15 protein-coding genes are annotated in these 17,011 nt (G+C 43.0%); 11 read left to right on the forward strand and 4 right to left on the reverse strand.

Going from position 1 to position 17,011, the window contains the following annotated elements:
* Positions 1–137 precede the first annotated feature (137 nt).
* Both hemN and NLG07_RS10825 read left to right on the forward strand, forming a co-directional pair.
* Positions 138–1,484, forward strand: coding sequence for an oxygen-independent coproporphyrinogen III oxidase (gene hemN, locus NLG07_RS10820; RefSeq protein WP_254855460.1), 1,347 nt, complete (start codon positions 138–140; stop codon positions 1,482–1,484).
* Between the two features lie 73 nt (positions 1,485–1,557).
* Entirely contained in the window at positions 1,558–2,211 is a 654-nt protein-coding gene (locus NLG07_RS10825) for a dUTP diphosphatase (protein ID WP_254855461.1), read from the forward strand.
* A 22-nt stretch (positions 2,212–2,233) separates the two neighbouring features.
* Here the strand turns inward: NLG07_RS10825 and NLG07_RS10830 are convergent, their stop codons facing one another.
* Positions 2,234–3,556, reverse strand: coding sequence for a DUF3422 family protein (locus NLG07_RS10830; RefSeq protein ID WP_254855462.1), 1,323 nt, complete (start codon positions 3,554–3,556; stop codon positions 2,234–2,236).
* Positions 3,557–3,652: 96 nt separating this feature from the next.
* Positions 3,653–5,326, reverse strand: a complete 1,674-nt coding sequence (locus NLG07_RS10835) for an AMP-binding protein (protein ID WP_254855463.1) — start codon at positions 5,324–5,326, stop codon at positions 3,653–3,655.
* A gap of 217 nt (positions 5,327–5,543) precedes the next feature.
* On the opposite strand from NLG07_RS10835, the gene NLG07_RS10840 reads away from it, so the two are divergent.
* Both NLG07_RS10840 and NLG07_RS10845 read left to right on the forward strand, forming a co-directional pair.
* Positions 5,544–6,266: a DUF3307 domain-containing protein gene (locus NLG07_RS10840; RefSeq protein ID WP_254855464.1), complete on the forward strand. Its 723-nt coding sequence runs from the start codon at positions 5,544–5,546 to the stop codon at positions 6,264–6,266.
* A 40-nt stretch (positions 6,267–6,306) separates the two neighbouring features.
* Complete coding sequence (locus NLG07_RS10845) at positions 6,307–8,010, forward strand: Zn-dependent hydrolase (protein WP_254855465.1); 1,704 nt, start codon at positions 6,307–6,309, stop codon at positions 8,008–8,010.
* A 63-nt stretch (positions 8,011–8,073) separates the two neighbouring features.
* On the opposite strand, the gene NLG07_RS10850 is transcribed toward NLG07_RS10845, so the two are convergent.
* Together NLG07_RS10850 and NLG07_RS10855 are read right to left on the reverse strand one after the other, a co-directional pair.
* Positions 8,074–8,241, reverse strand: coding sequence for a hypothetical protein (locus tag NLG07_RS10850; RefSeq protein ID WP_254855466.1), 168 nt, complete (start codon positions 8,239–8,241; stop codon positions 8,074–8,076).
* Positions 8,242–8,449: 208 nt separating this feature from the next.
* Positions 8,450–10,495, reverse strand: a complete 2,046-nt coding sequence (locus tag NLG07_RS10855; RefSeq protein WP_254855467.1) for a S9 family peptidase — start codon at positions 10,493–10,495, stop codon at positions 8,450–8,452.
* Between the two features lie 487 nt (positions 10,496–10,982).
* Between NLG07_RS10855 and NLG07_RS10860 the strand changes: the two genes are divergently transcribed.
* The 7 genes from NLG07_RS10860 to pqqE all read left to right on the forward strand — a co-directional run bounded on the left by NLG07_RS10860 (position 10,983) and on the right by pqqE (position 17,008).
* Positions 10,983–12,167: an acetyl-CoA C-acyltransferase family protein gene (locus tag NLG07_RS10860; protein ID WP_254855468.1), complete on the forward strand. Its 1,185-nt coding sequence runs from the start codon at positions 10,983–10,985 to the stop codon at positions 12,165–12,167.
* 95 nt (positions 12,168–12,262) lie between these two features.
* On the forward strand, positions 12,263–13,681 hold the full coding sequence (locus NLG07_RS10865; RefSeq protein ID WP_254855469.1) for a leucyl aminopeptidase: 1,419 nt from the start codon (positions 12,263–12,265) through the stop codon (positions 13,679–13,681).
* A gap of 110 nt (positions 13,682–13,791) precedes the next feature.
* Complete coding sequence (pqqA, locus tag NLG07_RS10870) at positions 13,792–13,863, forward strand: pyrroloquinoline quinone precursor peptide PqqA (protein WP_254856861.1); 72 nt, start codon at positions 13,792–13,794, stop codon at positions 13,861–13,863.
* 81 nt (positions 13,864–13,944) lie between these two features.
* Positions 13,945–14,865 carry a pyrroloquinoline quinone biosynthesis protein PqqB gene (gene pqqB, locus NLG07_RS10875; RefSeq protein WP_254855470.1) on the forward strand — a complete coding sequence of 307 codons (921 nt, stop codon included), beginning with the start codon at positions 13,945–13,947 and terminating at the stop codon, positions 14,863–14,865.
* A 9-nt stretch (positions 14,866–14,874) separates the two neighbouring features.
* Entirely contained in the window at positions 14,875–15,633 is a 759-nt protein-coding gene (gene pqqC / locus NLG07_RS10880; protein WP_254855471.1) for a pyrroloquinoline-quinone synthase PqqC, read from the forward strand.
* On the forward strand, positions 15,634–15,897 hold the full coding sequence (gene pqqD / locus NLG07_RS10885) for a pyrroloquinoline quinone biosynthesis peptide chaperone PqqD (protein WP_254855472.1): 264 nt from the start codon (positions 15,634–15,636) through the stop codon (positions 15,895–15,897).
* On the forward strand, positions 15,890–17,008 hold the full coding sequence (gene pqqE / locus NLG07_RS10890; protein WP_254855473.1) for a pyrroloquinoline quinone biosynthesis protein PqqE: 1,119 nt from the start codon (positions 15,890–15,892) through the stop codon (positions 17,006–17,008). The genes pqqD and pqqE overlap by 8 nt, the downstream gene beginning before the upstream one ends.
* The last annotated feature ends 3 nt before the right edge of the window (positions 17,009–17,011 follow it).

The following is a 17,011-nucleotide window of genomic DNA, read 5'->3' on the forward strand; positions in this document are numbered from 1 at the left end:
AGATATATATGATTGGTTGACACGCATTGCCATTTTTTTATGTCCTCTAGTCTGTATTTTTCAAAAAAATGTTGTGGTAGATCAATTTACGTTTCTTCAATCTAAAGTATCTTGTACACAAAGTAAAAGGGTGTCACATGCAACAAGGTCAGTCATTAATAGAATCTTTATATCAACGACAAGTTCCGCGATATACCTCCTACCCTACGGCTCTTGAGTTTCGCAACAAAGACCTAAGTCAGACATTACATGATGCGTTGCGCAAAGCTCAGTCTCCTCTTTCTTTATATGTTCACATTCCATTTTGTCGTTCCCTCTGCTATTACTGTGGCTGTAACAAAACCATCACCCAAAACACCGACAAAGCTGACCATTACCTAGAGGCTATTGCCACTGAAGTGGCACAAACCACATCTGATTTAATTGAGCCAAGCGCCTCTCATTTGCATTTGGGGGGTGGTAGTCCAAGCTTTTTGTCCCTTGCGCAACACAGGCAACTACTTTCTATTCTGCAAACACATATTCAATGGTTAACAGATTGCCAGATGAGTATTGAACTCGACCCAAGAAATTGCGATCAAGAATATATCATTGGACTTGCTAAACTGGGTTACAAACGCTTGAGTTTTGGCGTGCAAGATACATCCTCAGAGGTTCAGACAACTATCAATCGAGTTCAGTGCAGTGAGCATATCGCAATGTTAATCAGAACGGCTTACGAGGCTGGGTTTACCAACATCAATGTTGATCTGATTGTTGGATTGCCGAATCAAAGCCTATCTAGTATTGCCCTCACCATACAAGAGGTACTTAGTTGGGATGTCGAACGCATTACCGTATTTAACTATGCTCACTTACCGCATCGGTTTGCTGCCCAGCGCAAATTTCGCGAGGATCAATTACCCGCTTCAGAAATTCGCCAAAGCATGTCGAAATATATTAATCAGCATCTGAACAGCAAAGGCTATGTAAACATCGGCATGGATCACTATGCTAAACCTGAGGATCCACTGGTCAAAGCCATGCAACAAGGTGCGCTACAAAGAAACTTTCAAGGCTACACTGCGGATAATAATTCGAACATCTTGGGTTTTGGGGTCAGTAGTATTTCGACTATCGAAGATGTCGTTGCGCAAAATCCAGTTAAACTAAAAGATTACTATGCTGCTCTACAAACACAAACTCTGCATAATAAAGGTTTAGTCCTGTCTAAAGACGACAGAGTGAGGCGTCAAATCATCAGTGAGCTAATGTGTAACTATCAATGCGATTTGCAAGGTATTTGTGCTGAATTTGCTGTTGATATGGCTTTGTATTTTGCTGATGAATTAGCCACTCTAGTTAATTATCATCATCAAGGATTACTCGAATTTGAGCATGGAAAAATCAGCGTAAAACAAGTGCATCGCTCTTTAATTCGAGTGATTGCCAGCACATTTGACGTTTATTACATCCCACAAAAAGGCTTTTCTAAAGTAATTTGAGTACTTCACCTATGTATCACAACAAGGTACACTCAAATGCAACAAAATCGCAAGAATAAAAAAAGGTATGTGCATGCTCACTAAAGCTCAACTCAACACCATGTTGACTTTGCAAGATAATATGAACAAAAAAGTAAACCCTGACTGGATCAATGCAGGATATGGGTATTTGCGCGCCGCCATGGTCGAATCGGTTGAAGCCATTGAACATCACGGTTGGAAGTGGTGGAAAGCGCAACACAAAGATTTGCCACAGTTGCAAATGGAATGCGTCGATATCTGGCACTTTGCGCTGTCGCATTTGTTGATTGCACACAATGGAGAGGTTGCAGCCACTGCTGTGGCTTTAGAAAATGAACTTATGGCCAACCACCAATCGCTCACTTTTGACGGAGACGATTATGTTTTCGGGCAATCCGATCTACTTGCCAATCTTGAATTGATGGCGGGACTTGCTGCAGCCAAGCGTTTTGATGTCAGTTTGTTTTTGCGCATTATTGAACAATGTGAGATGTCATCAGATGAATTGTTCCGCCAATATGTTGGCAAGAACATTTTGAACTTCTTCCGTCAGGATCACGGTTACAAAGAAGGGACTTATATCAAAGAGTGGCATGGGCGAGAAGACAATGAACACCTCGTTGAAGTACTCAATGCGTTAGACGCGAATGCAGATGGTTATGCAGACATGGTTTATCAGGGCCTTCTAGAGCGTTACCCAAGTTAAATTATTGGAGAGCACTTGTTCATCAACGAGCAAGTGCTTTATATTTATTCTTAATCCGACGAGTCAACCACCAAATACCAACAACGACCACAGGTATACTGATACCAAGCACCCACTGTTTATTGACCAAAATTCCAAGTTCATAGAGTGAGTCGATCATTAGTTTCAAGAGCCCAATTGTATAATAACTAATTGCTGCGACCGATAGGCCCTCAACGGTATGCTGCATAGCTAACTGAATCCGAGAACGACGTTCCATAGCACTGAGTAATTGTTGGTTCTGACTATGCACCGACAATTCTACTCGGGTTCGAAGCATATCGGACGCTCTGTTTACCCGACGTGATAAACTTTCTAAACGTTCCTGTGCTGAGGTACATGAATTGACAGCCGGTGATAACCTTCTTTTCAAAAATTCTTTCAACGTCAAATGCCCTGAAACCTCATTTTCTTTCAATTCTTCGATTCTCGCGACCAATACATCATAATAGGCCAGGCTGGCGTTAAATCTGAATGTGGTTTTTGCTCTAATATTTTCTATGGAAGCCGCCAAATGGGACAAGTCGTTCAATAACAGTTGATCGTCACTTTGACATCCATGCGCTAATTCATCGGTAATGCTGGCTAATGCTTGATCCATTTTTTTAAGATCCGAGGTTAAAGAGCGGGCTTTCATGTATCCAAGAAGGGTTAATAAACGGTATTGCTCTATTTCGATCAGACGCTGAACCATTCGTCCCATCTGACCTTTCGTCATGTTCAAGTTAAATACCAAAAAACGCCCAAATCCATCTTCATGGGTTTGAAAGTTTGTCCATATTTGCGCATCACCATTTTGCGGTAAACTGCCAACCATCAGCGTATTGGCAAAATACGTTTTTAATGTCTGAGGCCTAGGTAATGAAGCGGTAGGAGTGAACACGATGTGCAAATGAAATGCTGCGATAACACGACCAGGGAATCGTTCAAACCAGTCACCTGGCAGTCTTTGTAGCGCACTTTTTGAAAATGGGGCGACACTACTTAATGAATGTTGATGTTCGGTAATAGTCAACGTTGTGAATTCTAAGTGCTGCTCGTAGCGAATTAATAAATCATTCGTTTGATATACCTGACAACTCCCCTCACAGCACTCTACATCAATTGATAACTCTTGCAAAAAAGACAATAGGGTCTCTTGTTGTTGAACGCGTTGTGTTTCATTACTCAGCAGCGCTATATGCGTTATTAAAGCATCGGTTTGTATTATTTTAAAAGGACGTGAATGAAGCTCAGCATAAAGTTTGTCTCTTTCTGGATGCCAATCTATTGAGCCAGGAGAAAATGAATGAGGTAAAGATGACATAAAATGAGGCGTTTGTTAAATCTACTCTCATCTTATGATGAGGTGAGTGACAAACAAATCCCTCTTTAGAACGATTTTTGGCACTCACCTTTGCGGTTAAGACACGAACACAACCTTGTCCGTATGCGAGGATTCAATCAGGTTTTTAAATCGCTCCTCCAAAACATGGCGTTTGACTTTTAACGTCGGCGTCAATAATTCGTTTTCAATTGACCACTCTTCTTTTAATACAACGAAATGGTCTAAGCGCATGTGACTTTCTAATGTTGCATTGACCTGCTCAAGTGTGGCTGAGAAGGACTCTCTTAACTGATCTTGAGAATGCTTGGCTGCTTCTTCAGATAAGACCATCAAAGCGATGGGTTGAGGCAGATTATTACCTGTCACACACACTTGTTCGATATTAGTGTTTTCTAAAATCTTAGCTTCAATTGGTGCTGGGACAACGTATTTGCCTTTTGACGTTTTGAAGATTTCCTTCAGCCGCCCAGTAATGCGGACGTAGCCTTCTGCATCAATCTCACCTTTATCACCTGTGCGTAAATATCCGTCTTCGGTAAACGTCTCAGCGGTTTTCTCAGGTTCAAGATAATAACCTAACATATTACAAGGTGCTTTAACTTGAATCTCACCTTCTTCAGACAAGCGAATATCGACACCAGTGTATGCTTTGCCGATGGTACCAATTTTATCAGCACGAAATGGCAATTGAGCCGTTCCAAATGCTGCGTTTTCGGTCATCCCCCAGCCCTCAGAAATATTCACACCAAGTTTGGCAAACCAGCGAATAGTTGCAGGAGCTAGTGGCGCTGAACCACTGGCCCAAGCGCGAGCCTGGTCAATCCCCAATGCAGAGGTGATTTTCTTGCGGATGACGTTATTCAAAAATGGGATTTTTAATAACAAATCGAGTTTCTTTTGAGGCATTTTTGCTAAGACACCCATTTGGAACTTGGTCCACAGACGCGGCACAGATACAAATAAGGTCGGGCGATGTGCCGCAACATCACGAGTGAAACTGTCTAATGATTCTACAAATGCAATCTGCGCACTGGAGTAGAAACTCGACAATTCAATGATCACGCGTTCTGTAATATGCGCTAAAGGCAAATAACTCATAATTCGGTCATTGTTATCAACAGAGAGCTCATGCAATGAGTTTTGTGCAGCCCAACAAATGGTCGCATAACTGTGCATCACCCCCTTGGGCTGACCGGTACTCCCTGATGTATAAATAATAGTCATCAAATCATCAAGGTCTCGTTTGGGATTATCCGAGATAGCCTCGATATTCAGGTAGTCTGTCCAAGTGTAAGTGCCTTTGAGATCATGATAAGGCAAGATAACTGATGGTACAGAGTCGGGAATATGATTAAAGCTTTGTTCCGCTGCGTCAAACTTGCCAACGAAAACAAGCTTCACATCAGCATGTTGCAAAACATACTCTACTGTTTCTTTACCAGCAGTTGGAAAAATTGGCACAGACACGTGGCCGGCAAGCATTATCCCAAGGTCGATAATGAACCACTCTGCACAGTTTTTGGAAAAAATACAAATACGACTGCCTGGCTCTAGCTCCATCGCACGTAATCTCGCAGCTATTTTTCGGGCTTGTGAGCCTACATCATTCCAAGTGAAGTTTTTTAGCACGCCGTTGATGGGCTGACGTAAGTAAATTTGGTTACCTGCAGTTTGTTCCCAGTGATAGAGCATCTCTAAGGGGGTTTTTAATTCTGTCGTCATAGTGATACCTGTATGGTCTAGTGGCATTCTTATTATTCCTTTAACACATGATTATCTGTGTTCTTGCTCAGACTTTTAATTTTTGTTAATTAGAAACGAAAAAGCCCTAGCTTGCAACTGTAAGAATATACAAAGGGATCGCAACACTAATCAAGTATGACATATCTTCTGCTGTATTTACGAATAGCACTCTAGAAATAGACAATGTAAAATAATTAGACACGTTGCACAAGGTGGTAGCAGTATGCTTCTTCTGACTAGTTTATTGATTGCACATTTCGTCGCAGATTTTTATTTGCAACCTCATGCGTGGGTCATGGATAAAGTGCAATACCGCGAAAAATCTTTTGGCCTGTTTAAACATATTTGCGTTCATATCTTGCTAACTTTTAGCGCTATTATTTTGAGCATTGCGACATTGTCGTGGGAAGTTTGGCTCGGCTTTGCTTTTATTATTTTAAGTCACTATGCCATAGATATCTGGAAGACATATCAATCGTTTCAAATTAAATATTTTCTCATCGACCAAATCGGACATTATGTTGTCATTACCGGAGTAACAATGTGGTGGTTGTCACTCGATAGCCTCACCTTTCATTTTCCTTCTTTCTGGTTTGAAGCGGAAACTTGGCTGGCAATTTTGGCCTCAGTTTTGGGATTCGTATTTCTTTATAAACCAGTTGCTCTGACCCAGATCCTAGTGCTCAATGCGTTAACTTTAGACGATAATCCGAATTATCAGTTTGACACACGGAGTATATTTCGGCGGGGATTGGTATTTGTGTTTTCCATCACCTTATCGGTTTTATTCATCATTGCCGAAACGGTCATTCAGCTTTTAGAAAGCTATTATGAATACAAACAAAAGAATGACGTTACGCTATTACGCAAACGAATAGCAGTCATCGTATTCAACACATTTTGTGTTGCTCTGGCTTATATTTACTTTAAAGAAGTCGCCGTTTAGGCAAATGATTTTATCTCTACAATAACAACAAAGGTTTATTATGAAATTCCGAATTACCACACTGAAGGCAAGTATTTTGTCCTTATATATGTTGACTGGATGTCAGCCTGCTAGCGAGCCTCTAGTTCACAGCCCTGCACAAGACACATCGCCAACAGCTCAAGCAACAACCTCTCAACCGCAATTATTGATCGATGAAGCCCGTTTAAATATATATTACCCTGTTGATCTAATAGCCGATCTAGATCATCTTAGTGACAATCAAAAAGAAATGATTGGTTTGCTCATTGACGCCTCAGAGATCATGGACGATTTATTTTGGCAACAAGCGTTCGGCGAGGATAAAGAGGCATTCTTAGCAAAACTCACCGACCCAAGGGTCAAGCATTTTGCTTCGATCAACTATGGACCTTGGGACAGATTAAACGCAGATAAGCCTTTCCTTGCTGGTTATGAGGCAAAATCTAGTGGCGCTCAATTTTACCCTGCGGATATAACAAAAGACGAGTTACTCAATAGCTCACTTGGTGACAAAACTGGGCTCTATTCTGTCATTGAGCGCGCTGAGAATGGTGAATTAGTTGCTATTCCATATCATCAAAAATACGCAACAAAATTACAACAAGCGGCATCTTTACTGCGCCAAGCCGCTGGTTTAGCTGAAGATCCTGATTTTTCTAACTATTTATTATTGCGCGCCGATGCCTTTCTCTCCAACCAGTATCAACTTTCAGATTTGGCTTGGATGGATGTTAAAAACAATCAAATAGATGTCGTCATTGGCCCGATTGAAACGTATGAGGACCAATTACTCGGTGCACGAACGAGTTTCGAGTCGTACGTTCTGATTAAAGATATGGCGTGGAGTGAGAAACTCGCGCAATTCGCTCAGTATCTCCCAGAGTTACAGCGAGGGTTACCGGTTGCTGAAGCCTACAAAGCTCAAATGCCTGGAACCAATGCAGATTTAAATGCTTATGATGTGATTTATTATGCCGGTCACTCTAATGCTGGGAGTAAAACCATTGCAATTAACCTACCTAACGATGAAGAAGTACAACTGGCTAAGGGCACCCGTAGACTGCAACTAAAAAACGCAATGCGCGCCAAATTTGACCATATTCTATTACCTATTGCTGATGTGTTAATCGTGCCTGAGCAAAGACAACATATCACCTTTAATGCTTTTTTCGCCAATACCATGTTCCACGAAGTCGCTCATGGTTTGGGTATAAAAAACGTGCTGAACTCTGACACTACGGTTCGTGAGGCTTTGCAAGAACACGCCTCGGCTTTGGAAGAAGGCAAAGCTGATATTTTAGGTCTATATATGGTCGAGCAACTTTTAGAACGTGAAGTGATCAGCGAAGGGGTACTTGAGGATTATTATGTCACCTTTATGGCTGGGATTTTTCGTTCTATTCGCTTTGGCGCAAGTTCGGCACATGGCAAAGCCAACATGGTGAGATTTAATTACTTTGCAGAAAAAGGCGCGTTTACTCGTAACGAGCTTGGGCAATACGCTGTGGATATGCCCAAAATGCGCGAAGCCGTAAATACTCTATCGAATCTTATTTTGACATTACAAGGTGATGGAAATTATGCAGGGGTCGCGTCACTGGTCGCAGCCAAAGGAGTAATTGGTACTCAACTCCAAGCCGACCTTAGCCGACTTACTGATGCTAATATTTCTGTCGACATTCACTTTAACCAAGGTAAAGACATCCTAGGTTTAGCCAAGTAAATCGATTTAAAACACTTTATGATTAAAGCCCAATGAGATCAATGTGTCATTGGGCTTTATTTATTAATAAGCGTAAGGGTCGGCCTTTACTCCTCGAGATTTGCGACGTTTATCTGAGAGTGATTTACTCTTGTCGCGCTTGTGAGATTTTGCTGAAAATTCTTGATCTTCGAAACCACCGAAATCCGAATAATCATCATCCATTTGATTGTGTCTTTGTTTTTTGTTCATAACCTTATACTACAAAAAATAATTACTTCCTTCATTGAGCATTATCGTACCTTTTGAGATTTTTTAAATAGGATAAACATCATTTTTTGCTGTAAATGGGTCTAGATGGCAGTGCGTCGGAAGATAGTAATGGTCAGAGTATTTTTGAAGAAATCAGGCAGACAATAGTTCAGTTGCAAAAAAGGGAGACCAAAGTCTCCCTTTCAATTTAATCTTCTTTTTTGAGTTTATCTGCCAAGCCCAAATCAAACGGCGGTTTTGCTGTTTGACGAGTCGCATCCTCAGCCAAATACGTATCCATCCAGCGCATCAAACGCAATGCATAATCGTATTGAGCCGCTGCATGACGGTTTCCATGTCCTTCATTTGGATAAAACACCAAGCGTACTGGGGTATCGGTTCGCACTTTAATTGAGCGATATAATTCCATCGATTGTGATGGGTGCACGCGAGTGTCCTTTTCACCATGCAAAATCAAAATCGGTGTATCGGCTTTGCCAGCATGGAAAATCGGTGAACGCTCTAATAAGTTCATCCAGTTATCTTCCCATGGCCATTTGAGTGAATGCACAAGATGCATTTCATTTGGAATATCAGACGTACCAAATTTCGATACCTGATTTGAAATCCCCACAAACGCCACCGCTGCAGCAAAGTGTTCAGTTAACGCTGTTGCACCCCACATCGAAGCATAGCCACCATATGAGCCGCCCGTGATCCCAACACGATCACGATCAATAATACCAGCTTTGGCAAGGGCGTCCACGCCATCCACTAGGTCATTGAACTCTTTGCCTGCATAGTCATTTTGATGCTGTTTGGCATAAGCCACCCCGCGACCAGTTGAACCGCGATAGTTAGGGTAATACACAGCATAGCCTTTAGCCGCGGCATATTGCCCAGGCATAGAGTACGCCGTCAGCCAACCATCACTATAATGCGCCTCTGGACCTCCGTGAACCATCAAAATTAATGGCCAACCTTTCTCGGGAGCCTCACCTTTAGGCGTGATCAAAAGACCTTCGACTTTTTCACCATCTCTGGCTTCATACATAAACGTCGATTGTGGTGCTAATGCTATGTCGTTTAGCCAAGTATTGTGCTGAGTGACTTTTCTCGCTTTATTGCGGTTTACTGCAAACACAGCTCGAGGATGAGAAGGGCTATCTGCAATGAGTTGTACCGTATCATCACCTACCGCAACACTGCGCACAACGATATCCTCTGGCGTATTAATGGTGCGTTTTACTTTGCCTTTCTTGTCGTATACCGCAACAGAAGATTCCACCCCGCGATGCGCTACAGCAAGAATATCTCGTCCTTTCCATGCGATATCAACGATGTGTTGCAAGGCATCAGCGGTGAGTTGCGTGAGCTCTGCTGAATCAGCTTGCGCCACCATCAACACGCCATCTGATGAATCACTAATGTCTGCGCCGCCGATAATCGCAATGTCTTTATCGTTACTGTGCAGTACAAACTCACCCAGTTTGCCTGGCATATCAATTGTATTGGTGATTTCACCAGAACTGACTTGAATGGTGTGAATATTACGTTCCATCAATGAATCATCGACAAGATTGGTCGGGGCAACGGCCGCTAACACAAATTCCCCGTCGCTTGATACATCGATGTCAGAAACGTGTCCACCACTGAAGATTGAAGTTGCTTCACCACCTTTTATAGAAACAGACCAAAGCTGATTTAAACGAGTGTCTTCTTCATATACTTTTGCATTGAAGCCCTTGTCTTTAAAGTCTTGCGCATCGTCTTTGGCTTTTGCTACAAAAAATAACGTATCATCGACGACCTCATAATCGCCAATTGCCGTTTCAAAACCAAACATTTTGTAAGCTTCACCGCCATTCACTGAAATGGCATACAAAGAAGTATGTTTGTCATCGCCACGTTTAGCGCGGAAATACAGCGTATCACTCGTTTGATTAAAAGATAGACTTGAGATACTTCCCTCGCCGCCGATGAATAAGCGGCTGGTGCCTTTTTCATCAAGAATATACAAATGCGTATCCGCACGACCATCTTTGTTACCCGCTGTCATATCGCGCGGTACAGATAGAGTGTATGCTGATAGTTTGCCGTTTGGTGCAACGGTAATGTTCCCTGCATGTTGTACTTTGGGGAGGTGTTCTATTGTGAAATGGTTATGTTCCCCGTGCTCGTGGGCTATGGCAGACACACTCATTGCAGCAGTTGCTACAAGTAAAGCGCCAAGCTTAGATAAAGTCAAAGGCATAAATGCTCCCTGTCGATTTTGGTTATTGTTTTATGTGTTACGTAAACACGCTAGACAAGGAGCAAAATATCCGATTGAACTGAAAAGCACAAGTCGATAGGCTAACTTACATACATGACGATGAAGTACAAAATAGCGGCCGTTGCCATCATGGATGCAATGATTTTAAAAGCTTCTTTTGGTTGACTCATTTATGTCTCTATTAGATTTGTTTTTGTGACGTCGACTATACGCTTTTAGTCTTATATTTACAAATAATTAACATTAATCTAAAAATAAAAACACATATATAAAAATAATGATTTACTAATGCGCAAATAATATCCCAAATACCACTAAGGTCTACCACCAACACCCTATCCATTATAGACAATAAGCTATAATCTAAGCTAGTGGACGTGAAAAGCGTCTTAAGATACAAATAGGATTTGAAGTAGCAAGTAACCATTCAAGTTCATCGTTTTTTCATAGGATTTGGGATAATAAAATGAGCCAAAATAGTGTTGTTGTATTAAGTGCTGTGCGTTCTGCCATCGGTACATTTAATGGAAGTTTAAAAGGCATTGAGCCAGCTGAGCTAGCAGGCCAAGTCTTAAAGCAAGGTATTGAAAAATCAGGCGTAGATGCCGAGAAATACCAATCAATTGTCGTCGGTAACTGTATTCCGACTGAATCGCGTTTTCCTTATGTGGCACGTGTTGCCTCTATTCAAGCAGGTATGAGCTTAGACTCAACGGCCATGGCATTGAACCGTTTGTGTTCATCAGGTCTGCAAGCTGTAGTTAGCTCTGCACAAGGGATCATGCTTGGCGATCACGAACTAGCAATCGGTGGTGGTGTTGAAAACATGACCCGTGGTGGCTATTTGTCTCCTGCACTACGCAACGGAGCGCGCATGGGCGATACGCAAATGATCGATATGATGGTTGCAGCGCTTACCGACCCGTTCGGTGTTGGCCATATGGGTATCACAGCTGAAAACCTAGCCGACAAATGGGAACTATCTCGTGAAGCACAAGATGCATTCGCAGCAGAGTCTCATAAGCGTGCAGCGGCTGCCGTTGAGGCAGGTTACTTCAAAGACCAAATCGTGCCAGTTGAATTAAAGAGTCGTAAAGGTAGCACCTTCTTTGATACAGATGAGCATATCAAACCAGCAACCACCGCTGAAAGCCTAGCCGGTATGCGTCCAGCATTCAAAAAAGACGGTACCGTAACAGCCGGTAATGCATCGGGTATCAATGACGGTGCGTCGTTCCTAACGCTTGCTTCTGAAAACTATGCTAACCGCAATAACCTACAACCCATGGCACGAATGGTATCCTATGCTGTTGCGGGAGTGCCAAATCACATTATGGGTGAAGGTCCAATCCCTGCTTCTATCGAAGCATTGAAAAAAGCCGGACTATCAATCAACGATATGGACGTTATTGAATCAAACGAAGCCTTTGCCGCTCAAGCACTTGCAGTATGCCGTGGTCTTGATTTGGATCCAGCCAAACCAAATCCAAATGGCGGGGCTATTGCATTAGGTCACCCAATTGGTGCATCAGGTGCGGTGATTGCGACTAAAGCCATCCACGAACTACAACGCGCACAAGGTCGTTATGCGCTTGTCACCATGTGTATTGGTGGTGGTCAAGGGATTGCGGTAATCTTCGAACGCATGTAATGCACAATTCTCTTTAATGTTATAAGCCCATATGCCTTGATGTATGGGCTTTTTTGTAGGTATCATTCACGTATAATGTCAAAAGTTAAGCTCATATGTCCTGCAATTTTTCTGTGCGTCCGATAACGGATCCTCACCTTATTCAAACTGATGTCCTGATCGTTCCTGCATCCTCAGATGAGCTTGCCAAGTTGCAACTCACAGCAACCAAACCCGATGCTATCACTAATGTGTTTAGACCTGATGGATGGCAAGCAAAATATGTGGTTTTGTGGCCCCAAGATAGGCATCAATCCAACGTAAGACCCCACCAATTTCGCAAAGCCCATGATGAGCTATTCAAGCATTTAGACACGCTTGATTTTGCAAAGGTCGCGTTCACTTGGCAATGGGTGGAAACTAATTGGCAACCGTATTTTTCTGCAAGAATTCTCGATTTACTCCAACGCACTTATGTGTTTCTCCAGTATAAGACCTCTCCGGTTTCTAAAAAGTCCATTACTTCCTTAGAGATTTATGCGGACGCAGTAAAGCAAGATACTGTCGCCAAAATTAAGGCAACGCATTTGGGGACGACTTGGTATCGCGATATTGCCAATCAGCCTGCAAATGTTTGTACGCCAGATTACTTAGCTGAAAAAGCACTGCAGTTGGCTCAAGAGTATCGAACGATTACGACACAAATTTTAGATGAAGAGGCGCTAGCAAAAGAAGGTATGGTCACGTACCTAGCCGTCAATCGCGCTTCGGCCCTACCTGCCTCGATGCCCATAATGCATTATCGCGGAGGCGTTCCGGGCGATGCACCAATTGTTTTGATTGGTAAAGGTGTAACGTTTGATACCGGTGGCATCAGTATTAAAACTGCCGCAAATATGCATGGCATGATTTACGATATGTGTGGCGCAGCGTGTATGTTGGGTGTGCTCAAGAGTGTTGCTGAGTTACAACTCCCACTTAATGTGACCGTCATATTGGCCACAGCAGAAAATCATGTTGATGGCAACGCCTATCGTCCAGGCGATATCTATCCAACGAAAGATGGGCAAACGGTAGAAATCATCAGTACCGATGCCGAAGGCCGACTATTATTATGTGAAGCCATGGCCTATGCCAGAACGCTTAAACCCAAAGTAATGATTGATTGTGCCACCTTAACCGGGGCTGCGATCACCAGCCTTGGGCACGTTTGTAGTGGTTTGATGGCTAATGATCAACAGCTCGCTAAAGACTTGATACAAGCAGGTCAGAGCTCGGCTGATTATGTTTGGCAGTTTCCACTTTGGGATGAATATATGCCGGATTTAGAAAGTGAGCACGCCGATTGGCGCAACTCTGGGCGCAATAGTCCGGGTATGATAACAGCCGGCATGTTTCTCAAAAACTTTGCCCACGATACCCCTTGGGCGCATTTAGATATAGCTGGTACGAGTTTTCATTATGGTACGCAAAACTCTACTACTGGACGCCCTTTGTATTTGTTACTAGAATACTTGAATAAGTTAAATGCATAAAGTCACAACTAAAGTTAATACTTTTCTCCTCCCTAAGTAGGATGGTGTTTTCATGTGTTAGGCATATAATCAATTTTACCGTTAATCAATTGTTAAAAAGGATTGCTACTATGTGGACAAAACCAGAATATACTGAAATGCGTCTAGGCTTTGAAGTAACTTTATACATCAGCAATCGCTAAGATTGATGAGTATTTAGAATTCGAAACAACAAAAGGTTGCTTAGGCAGCCTTTTTCATTTTTTTAATAAGAATAATCACGTATGCAAGTCTTAATATTAGGTGCAGGTGCTGGGGGCGGTTTTCCTCAGTGGAATTGTCACTGCGCAAATTGCTCTGGTCTGCGTCAAGGCCAATCTCATTTTCAAGAACGCACACAATCGAGTATTGCTGTATCGGTCAACGGCAAGGATTGGGTGCTCATTAATGCTTCTCCAGATTTACGCCAACAGATCAATGCCAATCCTGAATTATGGCCAGAAGAAGGTGTTCAGCGTGGTACGGCGATCCGCTCTATTATTCTGACGGATAGCCAAATTGACCATACCACTGGGTTATTAGATTTGCGCGAAGGCTTACCTCTACCCGTTTACTGTACAGAAGTGGTGCACGAGGATCTCACTACGACTTATCCATTATTTACCATGCTTAAACACTGGCATGGCGGATTAGAACAACACATTATCTCCACTGAGCACGATGATGGGTTTACAGTAAAAGGCGTACCTGAATTACTGTTTCAACCGGTGGTACTTGAATCCAATGCCCCGCCCTATTCTCGCTATCGCGATAACATTGTGCCGGGCAACAACATCGGCCTCAAAATCACCGATACCACTAATGGCAAAGTCGTGTTTTACGCGCCAGGTTGCATGCAAGCGAACGACTTAGTCAAAAATATGATGGCACAAGCCGATTGTGTTTTGTTTGATGGCACTTTGTGGCTAGATGATGAGATGATCGCAGGTGGCTTTAGCCAAAAACTGGGTACTCAAATGGGCCATATGCCAGTAAACGGTGAGCACGGTACGATCAATCTGCTCAATCAATATGATATACAACGCAAAGTACTGATCCACATCAATAATACCAACCCTGTTCTCAATGAACAGTCTGAGCAGCATTGTGCCCTAGTCTCACAAGGCATAGAATTGGCTTATGACGGCATGAAAATCAATTTATAAGGAAAAGACATGAGCAACACCACTGCATGGACAAGAGAAGAATTTGAAGCGCAACTTCGTGCGAAAGGTCAGTATTACCATATACATCACCCGTTTCATAAAAAAATGAACTCAGGTCAATGTACCAAAGCACAAGTGCAAGGTTGGGTGGCTAATCGCTTATATTATCAAATTGCTATTCCTGTAAAAGACGCAGGTATACTTGCAAACTGTCCTGACCAAGCCACGCGCCGCAAGTGGATCCAGCGCATCATCGACCACGATGGACGAGAAGGCGACGAAGGGCTAGGTGGCATAGAAGCTTGGTTACGTCTTGGCGAGGCCGTTGGTCTGACCCGTGAAGAATTATTGGATGAGCGACATTTGTTACCGGGTGTCAAATTTGCAGTGGGTGCTTATGTGAATTTTGCCCGTCGCGCAACCTGGGAAGAAGCGGCTTGTTCGTCTTTAACTGAGATGTTTGCACCAGAAATCCATCAAAGCCGCCTTGATACGTGGCCCGAACATTATGATTGGATTGATAAAGAAGGGTTTAAATATTTCCAAATGCGTCTCTCTCAAGCGCGGCGTGATGTTGAACACGGTCTTGAAATCACACTGGATCACTTTACAACTCGTCCTCAGCAAGAAAAAGCCCTGAATATTTTGCAATTCAAAATCGACGTATTGTGGTCACTTGCTGATGCCATCAGCTATGCGTATGATTACGGACAAGTACCGTATGTTGGCATCGCTGATCAATCCATCAGTCATAAAGGAATGCTATAAATGAGCACGTTATCCTTAAACCCCTTATATCGCTTGCAGTTTGAGAAAGCGCAAGATTGTTATGTGCTGCTGTTTCCAGAAGGTATGGTAAAATTAAACCCTTCTGCAGCTGAGATATTACTGCAAGTCGATGGAAACAAAGACGAAGCGGACATTGTTGCAGCTTTGCGTACAAAATTCCCTGACGCACCTGAAGATATGGACGCGGATGTCGCTGATTTTGTTGCTAAAGCGACTGAAAATAACTGGATCACTCATGGCTAAACCGCAACCAGGCCCCCCACTATGGTTACTTGCAGAAGTGACTTATGCATGCCCTTTGCACTGCCCCTACTGCTCCAATCCAACAGAGCTCGGCGATAAAAAGGATGAGATTGACACGCAAACTTGGCTCGATACTTTGAGTCAAGCACGGGAGCTGGGGGCTGTTCAGTTAGGCTTTTCCGGTGGTGAACCCTTGTTGCGCCAAGATTTAGAAATCATGGTCAAACACGCGTCTGACCTTGGCTTTTACACCAACCTCATAACCTCAGGTATTGGCTTAACCGAAAAACGTATTAAAGCATTAAAAGACGCCGGTCTGGCGCATATCCAGTTATCATTTCAAGGTGCTTCACCTGACATCAATGATTTGGTCGGTCAGCGCAAGCACTCATTTGAGCATAAACAAAAAATCGCTCGTCTCGTCAAACAATACGACTACCCTATGGTGCTGAACTTTTGTATCACAGCGACCAATATCCATGAGATCCAAGAAATATTAGAACTGGCGACCGAACTCAATGCTGACTTTGTTGAACTCGCAACTGTGCAATACTACGGCTGGGCGTATCTCAATCGCGATGAACTCCTGCCAACCAAAACGCAATTAGAAGAAGCAGAGGCCAAGGTCAATGCTTATCGCGATGCGCAAACGAGTGGGCCTAAGTTTATCTTTGTCACACCGGATTATTATGAAACTCGACCAAAAGCCTGCATGAATGGCTGGGGCTCGACGTTTCTTACCGTGACACCAGATGGAACAGCGTTGCCTTGCCACAGTGCTCGGATGCTGCCCTTACAATTCCCAAACGTGAAAGACACCTCTTTAGAAACCATTTGGTACGGTGAAACCGATTTTGGGTATTTTAGAGGCGATGATTGGATGCCATCACCTTGTAAAACGTGTGATGAAAAAGACAAAGACTTCGGTGGCTGTCGCTGTCAAGCCTACATGCTAACCGGTGATATGCATAAGACAGATCCAGTATGTGATAAGTCTCCAGACCATCATCTGATCCAGACGGCTATAGCCAAAGCAGGACAAAGTCAGAAAACGCTTGTCTATCGCGATCCCAAAAACGCCATTCCAATCTCTATTGCCGAGACGGAATAGGTT

Origin of the sequence: Alteromonas sp. LMIT006, from assembly GCF_024300645.1 — a bacterium.
Classification (GTDB): Bacteria; Pseudomonadota; Gammaproteobacteria; order Enterobacterales; family Alteromonadaceae; genus Opacimonas; species Opacimonas immobilis.